The organism is Pseudomonas sp. PDM26 (genome assembly GCF_019219185.1).
GTDB lineage: Bacteria > Pseudomonadota > Gammaproteobacteria > Pseudomonadales > Pseudomonadaceae > Aquipseudomonas.
In genome coordinates, this window is sequence record NZ_JAHUWC010000014.1 from 141,664 (window position 1) to 158,252 (window position 16,589).

The 16,589-nt window shown below is 58.1% G+C and carries 16 protein-coding genes and 1 pseudogene; 7 read left to right on the plus strand and 10 right to left on the minus strand.

The window, feature by feature from the left end; translation table 11 throughout:
* Positions 1-50: 50 nt before the first annotated feature.
* The 4 genes from sutA to glnK form a co-directional block, all read right to left on the minus strand.
* The gene (gene sutA, locus KW849_RS24920; RefSeq protein WP_108217207.1) at positions 51-371 is read right to left on the minus strand and encodes a transcriptional regulator SutA; all 321 of its coding nucleotides are present in this window, start codon (positions 369-371) and stop codon (positions 51-53) included.
* A gap of 101 nt (positions 372-472) precedes the next feature.
* On the minus strand, positions 473-898 hold the full coding sequence (locus tag KW849_RS24925) for a secondary thiamine-phosphate synthase enzyme YjbQ (RefSeq protein WP_218431717.1): 426 nt from the start codon (positions 896-898) through the stop codon (positions 473-475).
* Between the two features lie 214 nt (positions 899-1,112).
* Positions 1,113-2,450 (minus strand): ammonium transporter, encoded by a 1,338-nt coding sequence (locus KW849_RS24930; RefSeq protein WP_218431718.1) that lies wholly within the window; start codon positions 2,448-2,450, stop codon positions 1,113-1,115.
* Positions 2,451-2,485: 35 nt separating this feature from the next.
* Positions 2,486-2,824: a P-II family nitrogen regulator gene (gene glnK / locus KW849_RS24935; RefSeq protein WP_002555808.1), complete on the minus strand. Its 339-nt coding sequence runs from the start codon at positions 2,822-2,824 to the stop codon at positions 2,486-2,488.
* A 408-nt stretch (positions 2,825-3,232) separates the two neighbouring features.
* Between glnK and KW849_RS24940 the strand changes: the two genes are divergently transcribed.
* Together KW849_RS24940 and KW849_RS24945 are read left to right on the plus strand one after the other, a co-directional pair.
* The gene (locus KW849_RS24940) at positions 3,233-3,493 is read left to right on the plus strand and encodes an accessory factor UbiK family protein (protein WP_008015521.1); all 261 of its coding nucleotides are present in this window, start codon (positions 3,233-3,235) and stop codon (positions 3,491-3,493) included.
* 433 nt (positions 3,494-3,926) lie between these two features.
* Complete coding sequence (locus KW849_RS24945; RefSeq protein WP_218431719.1) at positions 3,927-4,448, plus strand: Bro-N domain-containing protein; 522 nt, start codon at positions 3,927-3,929, stop codon at positions 4,446-4,448.
* Between the two features lie 51 nt (positions 4,449-4,499).
* On the opposite strand, the gene KW849_RS24950 is transcribed toward KW849_RS24945, so the two are convergent.
* A complete protein-coding gene (locus KW849_RS24950; RefSeq protein WP_054617025.1) occupies positions 4,500-4,805 on the minus strand; it encodes a HigA family addiction module antitoxin in 306 nt (101 codons plus the stop codon).
* Positions 4,806-4,813: 8 nt separating this feature from the next.
* A pseudogene (locus KW849_RS24955) lies at positions 4,814-4,972 on the minus strand (type II toxin-antitoxin system RelE/ParE family toxin); the annotation flags it as partial.
* A 275-nt stretch (positions 4,973-5,247) separates the two neighbouring features.
* On the opposite strand from KW849_RS24955, the gene KW849_RS24960 reads away from it, so the two are divergent.
* The 3 genes from KW849_RS24960 to KW849_RS24970 all read left to right on the plus strand — a co-directional run bounded on the left by KW849_RS24960 (position 5,248) and on the right by KW849_RS24970 (position 8,361).
* Positions 5,248-5,694: a hypothetical protein gene (locus KW849_RS24960; protein ID WP_218431720.1), complete on the plus strand. Its 447-nt coding sequence runs from the start codon at positions 5,248-5,250 to the stop codon at positions 5,692-5,694.
* Positions 5,695-5,795: 101 nt separating this feature from the next.
* Positions 5,796-6,596 (plus strand): hypothetical protein, encoded by an 801-nt coding sequence (locus KW849_RS24965; protein ID WP_256357362.1) that lies wholly within the window; start codon positions 5,796-5,798, stop codon positions 6,594-6,596.
* A 271-nt stretch (positions 6,597-6,867) separates the two neighbouring features.
* The gene (locus KW849_RS24970) at positions 6,868-8,361 is read left to right on the plus strand and encodes a YifB family Mg chelatase-like AAA ATPase (RefSeq protein ID WP_218431722.1); all 1,494 of its coding nucleotides are present in this window, start codon (positions 6,868-6,870) and stop codon (positions 8,359-8,361) included.
* 92 nt (positions 8,362-8,453) lie between these two features.
* Here KW849_RS24970 and glyA read toward each other — a convergent pair whose 3' ends face one another.
* The 3 genes from glyA to KW849_RS24985 are packed head-to-tail and all read right to left on the minus strand — an operon-like array spanning position 8,454 to position 11,843.
* The gene (gene glyA / locus KW849_RS24975; protein ID WP_218431724.1) at positions 8,454-9,719 is read right to left on the minus strand and encodes a serine hydroxymethyltransferase; all 1,266 of its coding nucleotides are present in this window, start codon (positions 9,717-9,719) and stop codon (positions 8,454-8,456) included.
* A 55-nt stretch (positions 9,720-9,774) separates the two neighbouring features.
* A complete protein-coding gene (locus tag KW849_RS24980) occupies positions 9,775-10,593 on the minus strand; it encodes a YggS family pyridoxal phosphate-dependent enzyme (protein WP_218431726.1) in 819 nt (272 codons plus the stop codon).
* Complete coding sequence (locus tag KW849_RS24985) at positions 10,593-11,843, minus strand: benzoate/H(+) symporter BenE family transporter (RefSeq protein ID WP_218431729.1); 1,251 nt, start codon at positions 11,841-11,843, stop codon at positions 10,593-10,595. Before KW849_RS24985 ends, KW849_RS24980 begins: the two co-directional genes overlap by 1 nt.
* 311 nt (positions 11,844-12,154) lie before the next feature.
* Here KW849_RS24985 and KW849_RS24990 point away from each other — a divergent pair, with 311 nt between their 5' ends.
* Entirely contained in the window at positions 12,155-13,657 is a 1,503-nt protein-coding gene (locus KW849_RS24990) for a PLP-dependent aminotransferase family protein (RefSeq protein WP_218431730.1), read from the plus strand.
* 104 nt (positions 13,658-13,761) lie between these two features.
* Here the strand turns inward: KW849_RS24990 and KW849_RS24995 are convergent, their stop codons facing one another.
* Complete coding sequence (locus KW849_RS24995) at positions 13,762-14,973, minus strand: aldose 1-epimerase family protein (protein WP_218431732.1); 1,212 nt, start codon at positions 14,971-14,973, stop codon at positions 13,762-13,764.
* A gap of 266 nt (positions 14,974-15,239) precedes the next feature.
* Here KW849_RS24995 and KW849_RS25000 point away from each other — a divergent pair, with 266 nt between their 5' ends.
* Complete coding sequence (locus KW849_RS25000) at positions 15,240-16,586, plus strand: SrfA family protein (RefSeq protein WP_218431734.1); 1,347 nt, start codon at positions 15,240-15,242, stop codon at positions 16,584-16,586.
* Positions 16,587-16,589: the final 3 nt, after the last annotated feature.

A 16,589-nucleotide genomic window follows, 5' to 3' on the forward strand; every position in this document is an offset into this window, starting at 1 on the left:
TGAAAAAGCCCGCGGCGACGGCGGGCTTTTTCAGCAAGCGGGTAGCAGGCTCAGATAGGCCGGCTGCCGTACTTGTTGTCAGGCTTCTTGGGCGGATCGGCGACCACATTGGCCTCCACTTCCTGCACCTTGCCACCCTTGGCCAAAAACTCCTCCATGGCCCGCGCGAGAGCATCGCGTTCCTTGTTCTTGGCTTCGACACTCGGTAGTTCATCGACCGATACCGCTGCCTTGGCCTTGCCTTTGGCGGTCGGAACCGGCGCATCACCGCCGTCGTCTTCAGCGACGTCTTCCGCCGCTGCTTCCAGACCTTCTTCGGTTTCGTCGTCGCCTACTTCGAGGTCGTCGTTTTCCAGATCATCGTCGCTCATGTTCTACCTCATGACTTGCGAAAAGCAGATTAGTTATAGCCCAGCTTTGCCCTCTGTCGAAGGCTGCCGGAAAAAAATCAACAACCGCTGCTGACCAGCGGTTATGCCTCTTCACCGTGCACGGTGGCGAGGACTTTACGGGCACCGCCATGATCACGGTGCTCGCCCAGGTAAACGCCTTGCCAGGTCCCCAACGCCAGCCGGCCCGCCGAAATCGGCAAACTGAGCTGACAGCCAAGCACGCTGGCCTTGAAGTGCGCCGGGAGGTCGTCCAGGCCTTCGTCGTTATGCTCATAGTCGCCTGTTCCTTGTGGGATCAGACGATTGAAAAATCGTTCGAAGTCGCGACGTACCGCCGGATCGGCGTTCTCGTTGATGGTCAACGACGCCGAGGTATGCTGCAGCCACAAATGCAACAGACCGACCCGACACGCCTTGAGTTCAGGCAAGCCGGCGAGTAACTCGTCCGTTACCAGATGAAAGCCCCGGGGCCTCGCCCGCAAGGTAATCAGAGTCTGTTGCCACATACAGTTCTCCGCACGTTCGGGGCGCATTCTAGCGCGCTCTGGGAAAAAACAAAGGCCCTAATACTCCTTCAATCCTGTAAGCCTTCGACCGCACAAAAACACCCGGTGCAAACATCGCAAAACCTGTAGGAAAAAACCTTTCAGCTCAGCTCTCAATGACAAATTCCAGACAAAAAAATGCCCGGCAAGCCGGGCAAGTTTTTTACGGGCGTGCTTACAAGTTGTAGCCGCGCTCGTTGTGAAGCGCCAGATCGATGCCGACCGCTTCTTCTTCTTCGTTGATGCGCAGGCCCATGACCGCATCCAGCACCTTGAGGATGATGAATGTGGCGATCGCGGTGTAGATCACCGTGAAGCCCACGCCTTTGCACTGAATCCACACTTGTGCGGCGATGTCGGTGACAGTGCCGAAGCCGCCCAGGGACGGCGCAGCGAACACACCAGTCAGGATTGCGCCGAGGATACCGCCGATACCGTGTACGCCAAAGGCGTCCAGGGAGTCGTCATAGCCGAGCTTGCGCTTGAGGGTGGTCGCGCAGAAGAAGCACACCACGCCAGCCGCCAGACCGATGACCAGCGCGCCCATCGGGCCAACGGTGCCGGCAGCCGGGGTGATTGCCACCAGACCGGCAACCACGCCAGATGCGATACCCAGTGCGCTAGGTTTGCCGTGGGTGATCCACTCGGCGAACATCCAGCCCAATGCCGCAGCGGCGGTTGCGATCTGGGTCACCAGCATCGCCATACCGGCGGTGCCGTTGGCCGCAGCGGCGGAACCGGCGTTGAAACCGAACCAGCCGACCCACAGCATGGCCGCGCCCATCAAGGTGTAACCGAGGTTGTGCGGCGCCATCGGCGTGGTCGGGAAGCCTTTGCGCTTGCCCAGCACCAGGCAGGCAACCAGACCGGCCACACCGGCGTTGATGTGCACCACCGTGCCACCGGCGAAGTCCAGAACACCCCAGTCCCACAACAGGCCGCCGTTACCGGACCAGACCATGTGCGCAATCGGCGCGTAAACCAGGGTGAACCACACGCCCATGAAAACCAGCATCGCGGAGAACTTCATCCGCTCGGCGAAAGCGCCGACGATCAACGCCGGGGTGATGATCGCGAAAGTCATCTGGAAGGTGACGAACACCGCCTCAGGGAACAGCGCCGCAGGCCCGGTCAGGCTGGCTGGCGTGATGCCGGCGAGGAATGCCTTGCCCATGCCGCCGAAGAACGAGTTGAAGTTGACGACGCCCTGCTCCATGCCCGTGGTGTCGAACGCGATGCTGTAGCCATAAATGACCCACAGGACGCTGATCAGACCGGTAATGGCGAAGCACTGCATCATCACGGAAAGAATGTTTTTCGACCGAACCATGCCGCCGTAGAACAGCGCGAGGCCGGGAATGGTCATGAACAGCACCAAGGCTGTAGAGGTCATCATCCAGGCGGTATCGCCGGAGTTGAGGACAGGTGCCGCCACTTCGTCTGCCGCCAAGGCAAGGCTGGGCATTACGATGGACAACAGGGCTCCTAGCCCTGCGAATTTACGCAGAGTCATATTGTTTTCTCCTGGGGCGTTGGGTTTGTGGCGGCTTAGATAGCGTCGGTATCGGTTTCGCCGGTACGGATGCGAATCGCCTGTTCCAGATTGACCACGAAGATCTTGCCGTCACCGATCTTGCCGGTGTTGGCAGCCTTGGTGATGGCCTCGATTACCCGGTCGAGATCCTTGTCGTCGATGGCGACGTCGATCTTCACCTTGGGCAGGAAATCGACCACGTATTCCGCGCCGCGATACAGCTCGGTGTGACCCTTCTGCCGACCAAAGCCTTTGACTTCAGTGACGGTAATGCCCTGCACGCCGATCTCGGACAGCGACTCGCGTACGTCGTCCAGCTTGAACGGCTTGATGATGGCAGTGACTAGCTTCATGAAAACTCTCTCCCGAATTGGTGGACTTGCCCCAGGAAAACAAACCCGACTCAAGTCTAAGCGCAGTGCCTGTCTTTGTAACGCATCGTCGGCCCTTACCTGCCCGTCCGACGCCCCTCACGAAACACTCCCCCGCTTCGCTTGGCGCACTGCGTTCGTCACAGGGACTGCATCAGTGCATGGGTCATCAGGGTCTAAGCAGAAAGCTTGCCATCTCCACAAAAGCTATCGTTTTCAAGCCTTTACCCGCAGATGACTGCTACTTCGCAACAACACTCGACGCGATACGCACAACAACGGTGCGACACCGTCCGTCCCCATGCGCGAAAAGCGTGCATCCCTTGCCCGCGCAAATGACTATAGACACTGCGTGATACACTGCCCGGCATTGTTTCCAGGACATTGCCCATGCTCGCGCCAAAAGACTTCCTCGACGCCCTCACCGGCACCGCCTCCCGCCTCTTCAGCGGCGACACGCCTCTGCCGAAAGCTGAAATCGAAAGCCAGTTCAAAATGTTGCTGCAGAGCGGCTTCAGCAAACTGGATCTGGTGAGCCGGGAAGAATTCGATAGCCAGATGGTTGTATTGGCACGCACCCGGGCGCGGCTGGAGAGCCTTGAGGCGAAGGTGGCGGAGCTGGAAGCGAAGCTGAATCCACCAGCCGAGTAACACCACGATCCCTGTGGGAGCGAGCCTGCTCGCGATTGAAGGTCGGAACGACCTTGCACTTCACCTGTAGGAGCTGCCGAAGGTTCGGGCCGCGTTCGGACGATCTTTTGATCTTCAGCCCCGCAACAATCCCGGCAACGTCCTACAAACATCACACCGCCGTCCGATTGCGCCGCGAAGTATCCGATCTCTAAGCTCATCCCCAGCTGAATATTCAGCACCGGGTTTGGCGACCTGGATAGCATCCGACGCACCGCGACCACATTCGATTCAGGGAATTATCCCATCTCGAATTATGGCGGCTGTGCGTGGGAGACCTTCAGGTCTGCCGGTTTGTCCGGATGCACCGGTTCGCCAACCCGCGCGCAGCTGCCACCCTTTCGTTTGGCGACGAACAGAGGCAGCTTCCTTCATACGCATCCGGAGTTGCAAAATGGAAGAAAGCTATCTAATCCCTCACGTCTTCACCCGCCACAAACTCCACCTCCACGCCCTCCTAATACAAAACCAACCCTGGTTCAGCGCACGCGACCTAGGGCGATTTCTACGCATCCACCTCAACGACCGCCAAGTCCGAAAACTCGACCCCGACCAATACCAAACAGCCAAAACCCTCATCCACGGACATATCGAAAACACCCTGCTGGTCAGCGAATCCGGCGTCTACGCATTACTGGTCTACCACTACTGCCCCGAATACCGAGCTCTGCGTGAATGGCTCACCCACGAAGTTGTTCCTGCCCTGCGAGATGCCCAATACCCCATCACAACCGAACGCCCGCAACTGAGCCTGCTCAACTGGCCGGAAATGTCGTTGAGTTTGCTGCACTGGAACAACCAGCCGTGGATTCGATTGCAGGATGTGCCGCAGCTATTGCCTGATCAGGTTACTCCCAGGCCCGCTATCAATGCGCCTTGGTGGAAAAGAGCCGCGAAGATGCTTCACGCATTCTGAATAAAAAACCCCACGCTTTCGGCGTGGGGTTCAATAAATCCAGGACAACAATCAGGCGCAGTGCGCGAGTCGCTCAACCTGATCCCGAATCGCAGCCCCTCGTTCAATCTCGGCTTTACGCAAATCGTAAGTCGATTGCAAGTTCAGCCAAAATTCCGGGGTCGTGTCCAGACAGATAGATAACCTAAGAGCCATATCAGCACTGACACCCCGACGCTGGAGCACGATATCGTTCACCGTGGGTGTCGAAACGCTCAATGCTCTGGCCAATGCTGCAGCCGTAAGGCTCAGAGGCTCCAGGTATTCCTCTTTGAGGATCTCGCCAGGGTGAACCGGGCGCATACCATTCTTAGTCATTACTCACCTCAGTGATAATCGACGATTTCGACATTCTCTGGTCCGTTAGCACCCCAAATGAAGCAAATTCGCCATTGAGCGTTGATGCGGATGCTGTACCGACCTTTTCGACCGCCCTCCAACGCTTCCAGGCGATTGCCCGGTGAAGATCGAAAATCTGCGTGGGAGCGAGCCTGCTCTCGATAAAGTCAGAACGACCTTCAGATTTACCTGTAGGAATTGCCGAGCCTGCGATCTTTCCGCCCGCAGTAATCCCGGCAATGCCCTACAACGTTCTCGTCCGCGGTCTGATTGCGCCTCAAATCCACCCTTTCTAAGCTCACTTCTCAAAGCGCGAGCGCTGCACTCGCTCGGAAAAAAATTCAGTCCAGCTTGAATAATGGACTATGACGAGTGCGATACACCCAAAGGAATGTTCATAACACCACAAGGAGCAATACCCATGAAACTATCCAAGTCTTTAATTGCGGCTTTCGCATTGACTGCATTTCACATAAGTCCAGCTGTCGCCGGGCCGCCTGTGACAGTCACTTTCAAGAACCTTGGAACACAGACTGCTATGTATACCCCTACAACCAACAACGAAGCCACGACAAAAGCCAACGCATTAACTACTCCACAAGAGTCCGTAATTGCAAATGGCTCGGATACGTACACCATACAAAGCCGGATGTTTCCTGGCCACAACTATGCTAATTTGCGATATCAAATGGGTAGAAAGAAATGTATTTATTTAGCTACATTTGTGGAGACTGTTGGCCCAGGCGCGACCAAAATCCCAAAATGGAATAATACGGCAACTCCTAGCGGCGGCGCCACCTGCACCATCAAGGTAACTAGAACAAATCCGTCCTCCTATGCCTGGTCAGTAGTAATCACCATGAAGTGAAGCATGTAGCGGGCCTTAAGTGGTTTGCAAGATCTTGCCAAAGTATCAATATTATCAAGCGATAGATCATATTTTAGTCATCAAACAGGGAGTTGCAAAAAATGTTTAATTCACTAAACAATTCTGCAGTTAACAGCGGCCAAACGCTGGCTGGAACTAAAAAACTGACAGCGACTCCCAGCAAAAACCCAGGTATCAACCAAAGTAGCCCCCAGGGCCGGTATGGCAACGCACGAGATAGCAGTACCGTTTCCACGCTAGCGAGCCAATTGAGCGAAGCCTCAGTACGTGCACAGGCCCGGGATGCACGCCTAACTAGAATGGAGCTGGATTCGATGGCTAAAAACACATTCAACGAATTGGAGAGTGCTAATTATACTATCAATAAATCAAAATACGACTCTGAAGTTCCTGACACAGATGATGCCACATTATTAGCACGCGCAAAAAGTGCGACACAGTATACAAACGGATTCGGCAAAAATCCGTTTTCGGGGATGCCCAAGGATCAACTGACCTTAATAACTTACGATGACAGCGGCACCTTTACTGTCAATGAAAGGCGGGCAGCATTGGAAGAATCGGCCAAACAAGAATCTACTTGGCGACAGCAATTTTCGGCCAAGGCAATTGATGAATACAACCGTACTGGAAAGCTTACTAACTCTTTCCAAATTGCCCTTGATCGTTACAAAGTTCTGCCCGCAGTGGAGCAAGCACAGTATCCAAATGACTACGCAACCAAACTTAAGTTGTGGATAGATTTAGATTTCAACTATTTTACGCATATCGCAGAAGGCAAAAAAAAGATGGATACCGAGCGCTTCGCCAGCAAAATCCTGGACGGTGACAGTAGTTTGTTTGACGACACAACCTCTTCCAAAGAAGCTGCCTCAACATAAATTATTTGATTTTTCACGCAGAATAAATTCGAAAAATCAAATACCTGCGATATGTTTTGCAGACACTCCTTATGCAACTCGCAAACAGCGTTGAGTAGTGCGATTGCTCAGGAGGAGGATTTGCCACCGCAGCCGAACGCAGCGTTTGGCTGCTGTTACAGATCGTAGCTTCAGCAACATTCTGCGAAAGTTTCCCTCCTCTCCGGCCAAACTCCACGACTACCCTTCAACAACCCGCAGGAAGCGGCCCCGTTTAACTCAAGGAACGACCATGTCCCTCTCCATCGTCCACAGCCGCGCCCAGGTGGGCGTGGAAGCGCCTGCCGTAACCGTAGAAGTTCATCTGGCCAACGGCCTGCCGTCGTTGACGATGGTCGGTCTACCTGAAGCCGCAGTGAAGGAAAGCAAGGACCGGGTGCGCAGTGCGATCATCAATTCCGGGCTGCAATTTCCGGCGCGACGCATCACCTTGAATCTGGCCCCGGCGGATTTGCCCAAGGATGGCGGGCGATTCGATCTGGCGATTGCCCTGGGGATTCTCTCGGCCAGTGTGCAGGTGCCGACGTTGACACTGGATGACGTGGAGTGTCTGGGGGAGTTGGCGCTTTCCGGCGCAGTGCGACCGGTGCGCGGGGTGCTGCCGGCGGCATTGGCGGCGCGCAAGGCCGGACGCTGGTTGATGGTGCCGCAGGCGAATGCCGAGGAGGCTTGTCTGGCATCAGGGTTGAAGGTCATCGCAGTGGACCATCTGCTGCAGGCGGTGGCGCATTTCAATGGGCACACCCCCATCGAGCCTTACGTTTCCAACGGTTTGCTCCACGCCAGCAAACCCTATCCCGACTTGAATGAAGTCCAAGGGCAAATGGCGGCCAAACGCGCACTGCTGATTGCGGCAGCGGGTGCGCATAACCTCCTGTTCAGCGGGCCACCGGGCACAGGCAAGACGCTGTTGGCGAGCCGATTGCCAGGGCTGCTGCCACCCCTGGCCGAGAACGAAGCACTGGAAGTCGCAGCGATTCAATCCGTCGCCAGTTGTGTGCCACTGAGCCATTGGCCACAACGCCCCTTCCGACAACCACACCATTCCGCCTCTGGACCGGCACTGGTGGGCGGCGGTTCGAAACCGCAACCCGGCGAAATCACCCTCGCTCACCATGGCGTGCTGTTCCTCGATGAACTCCCGGAATTTGATCGCAAGGTACTGGAGGTACTGAGAGAGCCACTGGAATCCGGCCACATCGTGATTTCCCGCGCCAAGGACCGCGTGCGCTTTCCGGCGCGCTTTCAGCTAGTCGCCGCGATGAATCCCTGCCCCTGTGGATATCTTGGCGAACCGAGCGGCCGTTGCTCCTGTACACCGGACATGGTTCAGCGCTATCGCAACAAATTGTCCGGGCCCTTGCTGGACCGCATCGACCTGCATCTGACCGTAGCCCGGGAAAGCACGGCGCTGAATCCGATCAAAACCGGTGACGATACAGCCAGCGCTTCTGCCCTGGTCGCCCAGGCCAGGGAGCGCCAGCAACAACGCCAGGGCTGCGCCAATGCCTTTCTCGACCTGCCAGGGCTGCGCCGGCATTGCGCGCTGTCCAAAGCAGACGAAGGCTGGCTGGAAAGCGCCTGCGAGCGATTGACCCTTTCGCTTCGTGCTGCTCACCGTCTACTGAAAGTCGCCCGTACCCTGGCGGATCTGGAACAAGTAGATGCTATCGGTCGCAGCCACGTAGCCGAAGCACTGCAATATCGGCCATCCGCATCCAGCTAGAAACTCAATAGATTGGCATCGAGTGCACCCGGTCGTCCCGGGCGCCTGACCCAATGATGACATCAGCCGGGTAATAGCCCAGAGCAAAAGGGTTAACGATAGACAGGATGACGGCGGCAGAGCTCCACCACTTGTTCGCGCACGTGGTGCCCGACCCTCTCGCTGTCGCCGTTTTCCAGGGCGTCCAGTACGTCGCACAACCAGCCCGCCAATTGTTCACATTCGATCACGCCGAAACCACGGGTGGTGATGGCTGGGGTACCGATGCGCAGTCCGGAGGTCACGAACGGTGAGCGCGGGTCATTGGGCACCGAGTTTTTATTAGCGGTGATATAGGCATTGCTCAGGGCTGCATCGGCTTCCTTACCGGTATAAGTCCTGTCGGACAGATCGATTAGCATCATATGGTTATCGGTGCCACCGGAAACGATCTTGTAACCCCGCCCTTGCAGCACGGCCGCCATGGCCCGGGCGTTGATCACCACCTGGGTCTGATAAGTTTTGAACTCGGGCCTCAGTGCTTCCTTGAAGGCGACTGCCTTGGCGGCGATCTGGTGCATCAATGGGCCGCCCTGGACACCCGGGAATACCGCAGAATCGAGCTTTTTGTAGAACGCTTCATCTTGCCCCTTGGACAATATCAAGCCACCCCGTGGGCCCCGCAGGGTCTTGTGCGTGGTGCTGGTGACCACATGGGCGTGCGGCAATGGGTCCGGGTATTCTCCCGCGGCGACCAACCCTGCGACGTGGGCCATGTCGACCCAGAAAATGGCCCCGACCTTGTCGGCAATGGCTCGCATGCGCGCCCAGTCCTTGTACCGGGAGTAGGCGGAAAAACCACCGATCAGCATCTTCGGCCGGGTTTCCAGGGCGATACGCTCCATCTCGTCGTAGTCGAGAAGGCCCGTCTGCGGGTCAAGGCCATAAGGAACGATCTTGTAATGACGGCCCGAGAAGTTTGAAGGGTTACCGTGGGTCAGGTGGCCGCCTTGGGCCAGGTTCATGCCCATCACCGTGTCGCCGGGATTGGTCAATGCCAGGAATACCGCGGCGTTCGCCTGCGCACCTGCATGCGGTTGTACGTTGGCGTAGTCGCAGTTGAACAGGGCCTTGACCCGCTCGATGGCCAGGCGTTCGGCCACATCGACATACTCACAGCCGCTGTAGTAGCGCTTGCCTGGATAACCTTCGGCGTATTTATTGGTGAGCACGGTGCTCTGGATTTTCATCACCAGAGGGCTGGCGTAATTTTCGGACGCGATCAGTTCGACGTGGTCTTCCTGACGATGTTCTTCGTTATGAATCGCCTCACACAGCTCGGCGTCGAATGCTTCAAGGGTCAGCGTTGAGTCGTACATCGGATTGGCTTCCTGTAGAGCTGGATCAAAGATATTAAGGGGGTGTCAGCGGCGACTACTCATCACTTCCCGGACAGGCATCCGCGGTTGGCCAGTAGTAGGCATCCGGCATGGCACGTGCGCCGAAGATGGCCTGACCGACACGCACCACAGTGGCCCCCTCTTCAATGGCGACTTCGAAATCACCGGACATGCCCATGGACAGTTCCTCCAGCCCGACGCCCGCCGGTGTGTGCTGGCGCAAACGCTCGCGCAATTCGCGCAGCCGTACAAAGCAAGTGCGGACACGGGCCACATCAGCCGAAAACAGCGCCAGCGTCATCAGCCCACGCACCCGTAACGCCGAGAACGCCGGCAGGGCGTACAAAAAGTCCGCGACGGCTTCGGGCACCAAGCCATATTTGCTGGCTTCGCCGGAGGTATTGACCTGAACGAACACATCCAGTTGGCGCCCCTCGATGTGCAGGCGACGATCCAGGGCCTCGGCCACTCGCAGGCTGTCCAGCGCCTGAAACTCACTGGCAAAACGCGCCACCTGCTTGGCCTTGTTGGTTTGCAGGTGGCCGATAACCGACCATTGCAGGTCGGCCAGATCGGCCATGGCCTGCCATTTGCGCTGCGCTTCTTGCACTTTGTTCTCACCCAGTAGCCGGCAGCCGGCGGCGTAGGCCAGACGCAGATGAGCTTCATCAAAGGTTTTGCTGACCGGCAACAGGCGCACACTCGCCGGGTCACGTCCGACCCGCTGACAGGCATTGGTAATTCGCTGCTGCACGGCTGCCAGGTTGTGGCGAAAGTCCTCGACGCTGGTGGCCTGTGGGTAACGGTAATGTCGATCGTGCAGGGTGACGGTTTCTTCCAGTTGATCGAACATCAGTGGGTGCCTCCTTTGGTCGTCACAACAGCGTCGGCAGCCGGAATGACCACCGTCTCACGACGCGGTAAGCGGCCATTGAGCAAGGCGTAGGCCGCCAGACCGATCAGCAACCCCCAGAACGCCCCACCAATCCCCAGCAAGGTGATGTTCGCGGCGGATGCCAGAAAGGTGATCAGCGAGGCTTCGCGGGTTTTGAGGTCAGCCATGGCGCTGGCCAGGCTGGCGCCGATAGTGCCGAGCAGGGCCAGCCCAGCCAGCGTCATAATGAAGGTGGCCGGTAATGCCATGAAGACGGCAGCGAGGGTCACCCCGAAAATCCCTACCAGGATGTAGAACACGCCTGCGGCAACCCCTGCGATCCATCGCTTGGACGGATCCTCCGAGGCTTCTTTGCCGGTGCAGATGGCCGCCGTGATGGCCGCAATGTTGAAGGCATGACAACCGAATGGCGCCATCAGCAAGGAGCCCAGCCCCGTGACAGTCAGGATGGGATTAGCGCTGGTGCTGAAGCCATCGTTGCGCAGCACCAGCATGCCCGGCATGTATTGGCCGGTGAGGGTGATCAGGAACAGCGGCAGCGCAACACTGAGCAGCGCATTGATCGAAAACTCAGGCTGGGTGAATACCGGTGCCGCGAATTGCAGCGCCAGCCCCGACAGTTCTGCACGGCCCTGCGTCAGAAGAAACGCCAGCCCCAGCATCAGAATGCCCACCACCGCGTAGCGCGCGGTAAAGCGCTTGAGCACAACGTAAGCGGCAATCAGCAACCCGACCAACACGGGGTCAAGGCTCATGCCACCAAACGCGCCAATACCGAACTGCAGCAGAATACCGGCGAGCAGGCCCGCAGCCACACCCGGCGGAATCAGGCGGATGACTTTTTCGAAGCATCCGGACAAACCCAGCAGCACGAAGGCGGCGGCTGAAATGATGTACGCACCTACTGCCTCGGCGTAGGGCGTAGTGGACAGCGCGACAACCAGAAAGGCCGCGGCGGGTGTCGACCAGGCAGTGATGATCGGCTCACGGCTCACCCAACTGAGAAACAGCCCGGTAATACCCACGCCAATTGACACCGACCATACCCACGACGCCGTCAGCTCGGGGCTGAGCCCAGCGACCTTGGCAGCCTGAAAGACCAGGATGAACGTGCCGCCATAATTGACGATGACTGAAATCAGCCCGGCGACAATCGGATGCAGAAGGTCGCGTGGACGTAGGGGCGATGGGAATGCTGTAGAAGACATGATTGCTTTGCTCCTTGCAAAACGAGGCGCTGGCTTCGGTGAGGGATGATTTATAGCGCTGAAATGGTACGTTTAGCCCCTACACTTTCTCGCGGAGTACCAGACCACTTACCGGACCGCTTGCTGTGACTGAAGCGATCCTTGCCTCAGCCATGCACGCGGGAAAAACCCTTCATGAAGTCGGTCAACCCCTGTTCAAAATTGCTCGCAATGCACGTGATCGCCGAGCGCAAAGGCAGTGGCGAGCGGCGGACTCTACGGATAGGATGGCCTGCCTTTGCAGACAAATTTATTAAGATCAGGCAGACCGCATGGCGAACACGTTCGAGCTGGAAACGCTGAAAATGCGCCTCAACGATGTTGAGTTTCAGCTGTTGGATCTGCACCAACGGATTCAGCGCGCATTGCGTGCATTGATCCTCGAGGGAGCCCTTGACCCGGGCTTGAAGCTGCCCGCGACCCGGGGCCTGGCCAAGTCACTCGGGATCGCCCGCGATACCGTGGAGAACGCCTACGTGCAACTGCACCGCGACGGTTTTATCGTGCGGCGCGAGGGGTCGGGCAGTTATGTCTGCGAAACGCTAGGCACCGAATTGCGCGGCGCAGCGCGCAGACGCATCAAGGCGCAAGAGGTCAAAAGCAGCCAGGCGGCACCGGGGGCGGGATTGAGCCAGCGCGGGCGGATGATCCTCGACAGTGGCGGCGTGAACGATCAGCAGGTGATCAAGGCGTTTGCGACCGGCTTGCCGGAAACCCGCACCTTCCCCACCGATGTCTGGGAGCGCCTGCAGCGCCAGGTGATGAAGGACTATCGCGCCAACGTGCTGTTGCACGGCGACCCGCAAGGTGCCGAGCCGTTGCGCAAGGCGATTGCCACCTACTTGAACCTCGAGCGCGGGGCCAAATGCTCTCCCGACCAGATCATGGTGCTGAGTAGCACTCGCCAGGCCCTCTTTCTGTGTGCGCAGTTGCTGGTGGATGCCGGCAAACCGATCCTGCTGGAAAACCCGGGTTACTATGGCGCCCGGAAAGCCTTTGAAACTGCCGAGACCAAGGTCCTGCCCATCGATGTCGATGAACTGGGCATACGCACTGACCTGCTATACGCCGACCGCAGCGGCGCCAATTGCGTCTATGTCACGCCGTCTCATCAATACCCCACCGGCGCGACCTTGCCGCTGGAACGTCGTCTTGAGTTGATCAACTGGGCCGCAGAGAAGGGCAAGTGGGTCATCGAAGATGACTATGACAGCGAGTTTCACTACGACGGGCAGCCGACCGCCTGCGTGCAGGGCCTGGACAAATATCAGCGCACCCTCTACCTGGGTACCTTCAGCAAGACCCTCTACCCCGGTCTGCGAATGGGTTACATGGTACTGCCCTACGAGCTGATCAAAGCCTTCACCTACGCGCGCAGCATGATGGACGGCCATACACCACAGATCCTGCAACTGACCCTGGCGCGTTTTATGGAAGACGGCCATTACAACGCCCATGTGCGGGCCATGCGCAAGCTCTATGCCGGGCGCCGATCGTTCACGCTCGACGCCATTGGCAAGCACCTGGACGGCATCGTCACCGCCTTGCGCCCCCAAGGCGGACTGCAAATTCCCTGCCTGCTGCACGATGGCTGGTCGGAAGAGAAAACCATCCGCCAAGCAGCCAGCGCTGGCGTGCAGCTTTCCGGCCTCAGCCGGCTATACGCCGGCGATCAGGAGAAAAAACAAGGTTGGTTATTGGGCTACTCGTCCTTGACCGCTTATGAAATCGAAGCGGCCATGCTGCGCCTGGCCAATGCGCTGAAAACCAGGTAGGGCAGTGTCAAGCGGCTTTTTGGGAGGCTTGCGCATTCCCCCGCCGCCAACTGCCCGTCAATCCGACTCGTTCTCCCGTCAGAGCCGTCCGCCAAAACGGGACATCACCCCTTGCTGAGATCAACCAACGGCGTCTGCCGCACCTCAGTCTCCCGCCCACTTTGAATCTCGCTCACCCGCTTCAACGCCTTATCCACCGCCGCCTTATCCGCCAGCAAGCCGTAGCTGATGCGGAACTGCTTGTGTTCCTTCGGCCCAATCGTCGGCACCAGGTTCAGTGGCCGTTGATACCGGCGGTTGTAGGAAAAACTCGTGCCTGGCTCCAGCCCCGTGACATAGCCCTGCCCTTGGGTATCGGTGTTTTTCCACAGCGAGAACACGGGCAGTGTTTGAGTGTTGAAACCGACCGAGACGCCCAGGCTGCCGGCCTTGTTATGCAGCACCGTCAATGTATCGCCCTTGGCATCGGCATACGGCACTACGTTGTAAACCGTTTCGTCGTAGTCCTTGGTCGGTGCGCGATAGGTTTGCCAGTCCGGCAAATCGCTTTTGGCTTTATCGTTGAACGGCGACACCTGTTTCACCGGCGCGGCGAAGCGGGCGCCCTGCTCCAGGAATGGGGTGCTGAAGTTGCTGTGATACAGCGCCTGGTATTCCTTCGGATAGTCGCCGTTGTTGGTCAGGGTGTCGTTGAGGGCGAACGCTACGCTGCCGGGCTCGGTGACCAGTTCGGTCGCGACCGAGAAGTCGACTTTCTTGAAAGCCTGCTCTTTCAGCTCGCCGCGCAGGCTGATGGCATACGGCGGTTTTTCATCGATGTGCAGGGTGACTTTGTTGGCCGGGATATTGGCAGCGCGACCGTGCAGGGTCAGCAGTTCGCCATTGTCGATGCCGGGGTGGCCGACCCATTCGTAGCCGCAGCGGGTGACCAGTTCATTGAAGCCTTCCAGCCAGCCCAGGCCACCACGGCCGTTGAGCTCGATGAAGGACGGATTGACCACTTCCTTGACTGGCGAATCCCACCCCATGCGCACGTTACCGACCGAGGCCTGCAGGACGTTCATGCCGCGAGTTGGAACTACCGAAAGTTTCATCGTGCCGTTATCGATGTCGACGATGCTGACGCCTTCCTGCCGACCGCCATGCAAGGTACGCAGGGTCACGGAGAAGGGTTTGTCGGTTTTTACGCCGAGTTGCTGGCTGGTGATCTGCCAGTTCTGGGCGGCTTTGTCGGTGTCCAGCAGGACGTAATCCCAAGCCATGGCGTGGGAGGCGGACAGCGCGCCAAGGACAACGAGGAGTTTGAGCGAGGTCATGGGGAAAGCCTTTCTTGGAGTTGTGCATTTTTTATAGCGCCGATGAAACGATTCAGCAAGCATAAAAAGCTTACGCCCGAGCCTTCCCAAGCCAATTAAAATTGACCTTATGCAACCTCCGCACGCTTACGTTAGTCTCATAAGGCTTGAACCTCCGGCAGATTGACGGCGATATCATTATGACATTAAGGTCGCCCGCTAAATGCAGGAGCAAGTACAGACACATTTGTCTGTCATTTTTGCGCAACGGATCGTATGGAGTTTGAATGCGCGGGGCACTATTACGCAGCGGTAAGAGCGGGTCATTCACTGCTCTCGGCGAAACAGGTCAACCGGTCTACCGGGCAGCCCTGCAATTGCGCGAAGCCATTCGCCGCAAGAACCCCGATTTGGTCGATCATCTGGCCATCCCTCAAAGCGATGAACTCGGCAACCAGATCGATTGGTATAGCGCCCTCGACGGCGATGTGATTCCGTGGAGCAGCGCGACCGAAGAAGAACGCGCCCCCGCCCGCCGCCAGCTTGAAGCTCTGAAGTCCGCGCTTGAAGAATTGAGCCAGCGTTTCCTGGGTACTGACTCCGCCGAACAGCAGCAAGGCGACAAAGTCGTGTTCGGCAAGCTACTCAAGCGCGTGATTCATTTCCCAGACGAAAACTTCGTCTACCTGGTGCAAGGCAAACCGGTGCTGACCTTCTGGGGTTTCGAGCATGCCGGTACCGGCAATGGCGATCCCCTGCACTGCCTCTATCAGATCCCGCCCGCGTTCACGCTGCCACCCGTGGTCGAAGCGCCTGTTGTTGCGCCCGTCGTGCCGGTGGTTTCTCGTCCATGGTGGCGTCGCTGGTGGTGGCTGTTGCTGCTGCCGTTCCTGCTGCTGCTTTTGTGGCTGTTGCTCGGTCTGCGAGGGTGCGTCCCGATTCCGTTGGTAGCGGTAGATTTGCTGCCTGAGGGCCTTGTGCCTGTGGAAAAACAACTGGAAGAGCCGCCACTGACCGGCAATGTCATGATGCTCAATGGCGTCCCGGTGACAGGCACCGTTGTAGGCTCCAGCACTGTAACCGGTGCCGCCGTGACCGGAACCCATGACGTGGAGGCGCCGGCAGTCGAGGGCAACAAGGCTGATGCAGCACCGGCCGACCTGGCCGAAGACCCAGCCAAAGACCCGGCAGCCGAAAACAAAACCGCGCCGCCGGATGTCACATCGCCCGAGGCCGAAAAATCCGCCGCCGCAAAACCCGGCCCTCCCCTGAGCATCCCGCCAGACGCCGCCGACGGTGCCGCCAAGTTTCTCGACGGTCAGTACAGCGCAGGCGCCGGGATACAGGACCGCCGAACCGGCAAACCGCTGCGTCTGGAATACCAGCTCAAGGACGGTAAGGGCCAAGTCACCGTACATCAGGCCGACGGCTCGAAATGCAGCGGGCCGGTGAGCGCTACCATGAAGGGCGGCAGCCTGGCGATCGACAGCCAGGGCCAGGCCGTGTGCGGCGATGGCAGCACTTATGACATGCCCAAGATCAACTGCCGCCAAGGCGCGACCACGGTCGCGGACTGCACCGGCGGTTACGGAAAAGATCAATTCCCCATGTCCATGCGGCAAGTGGCCGAATAAAAA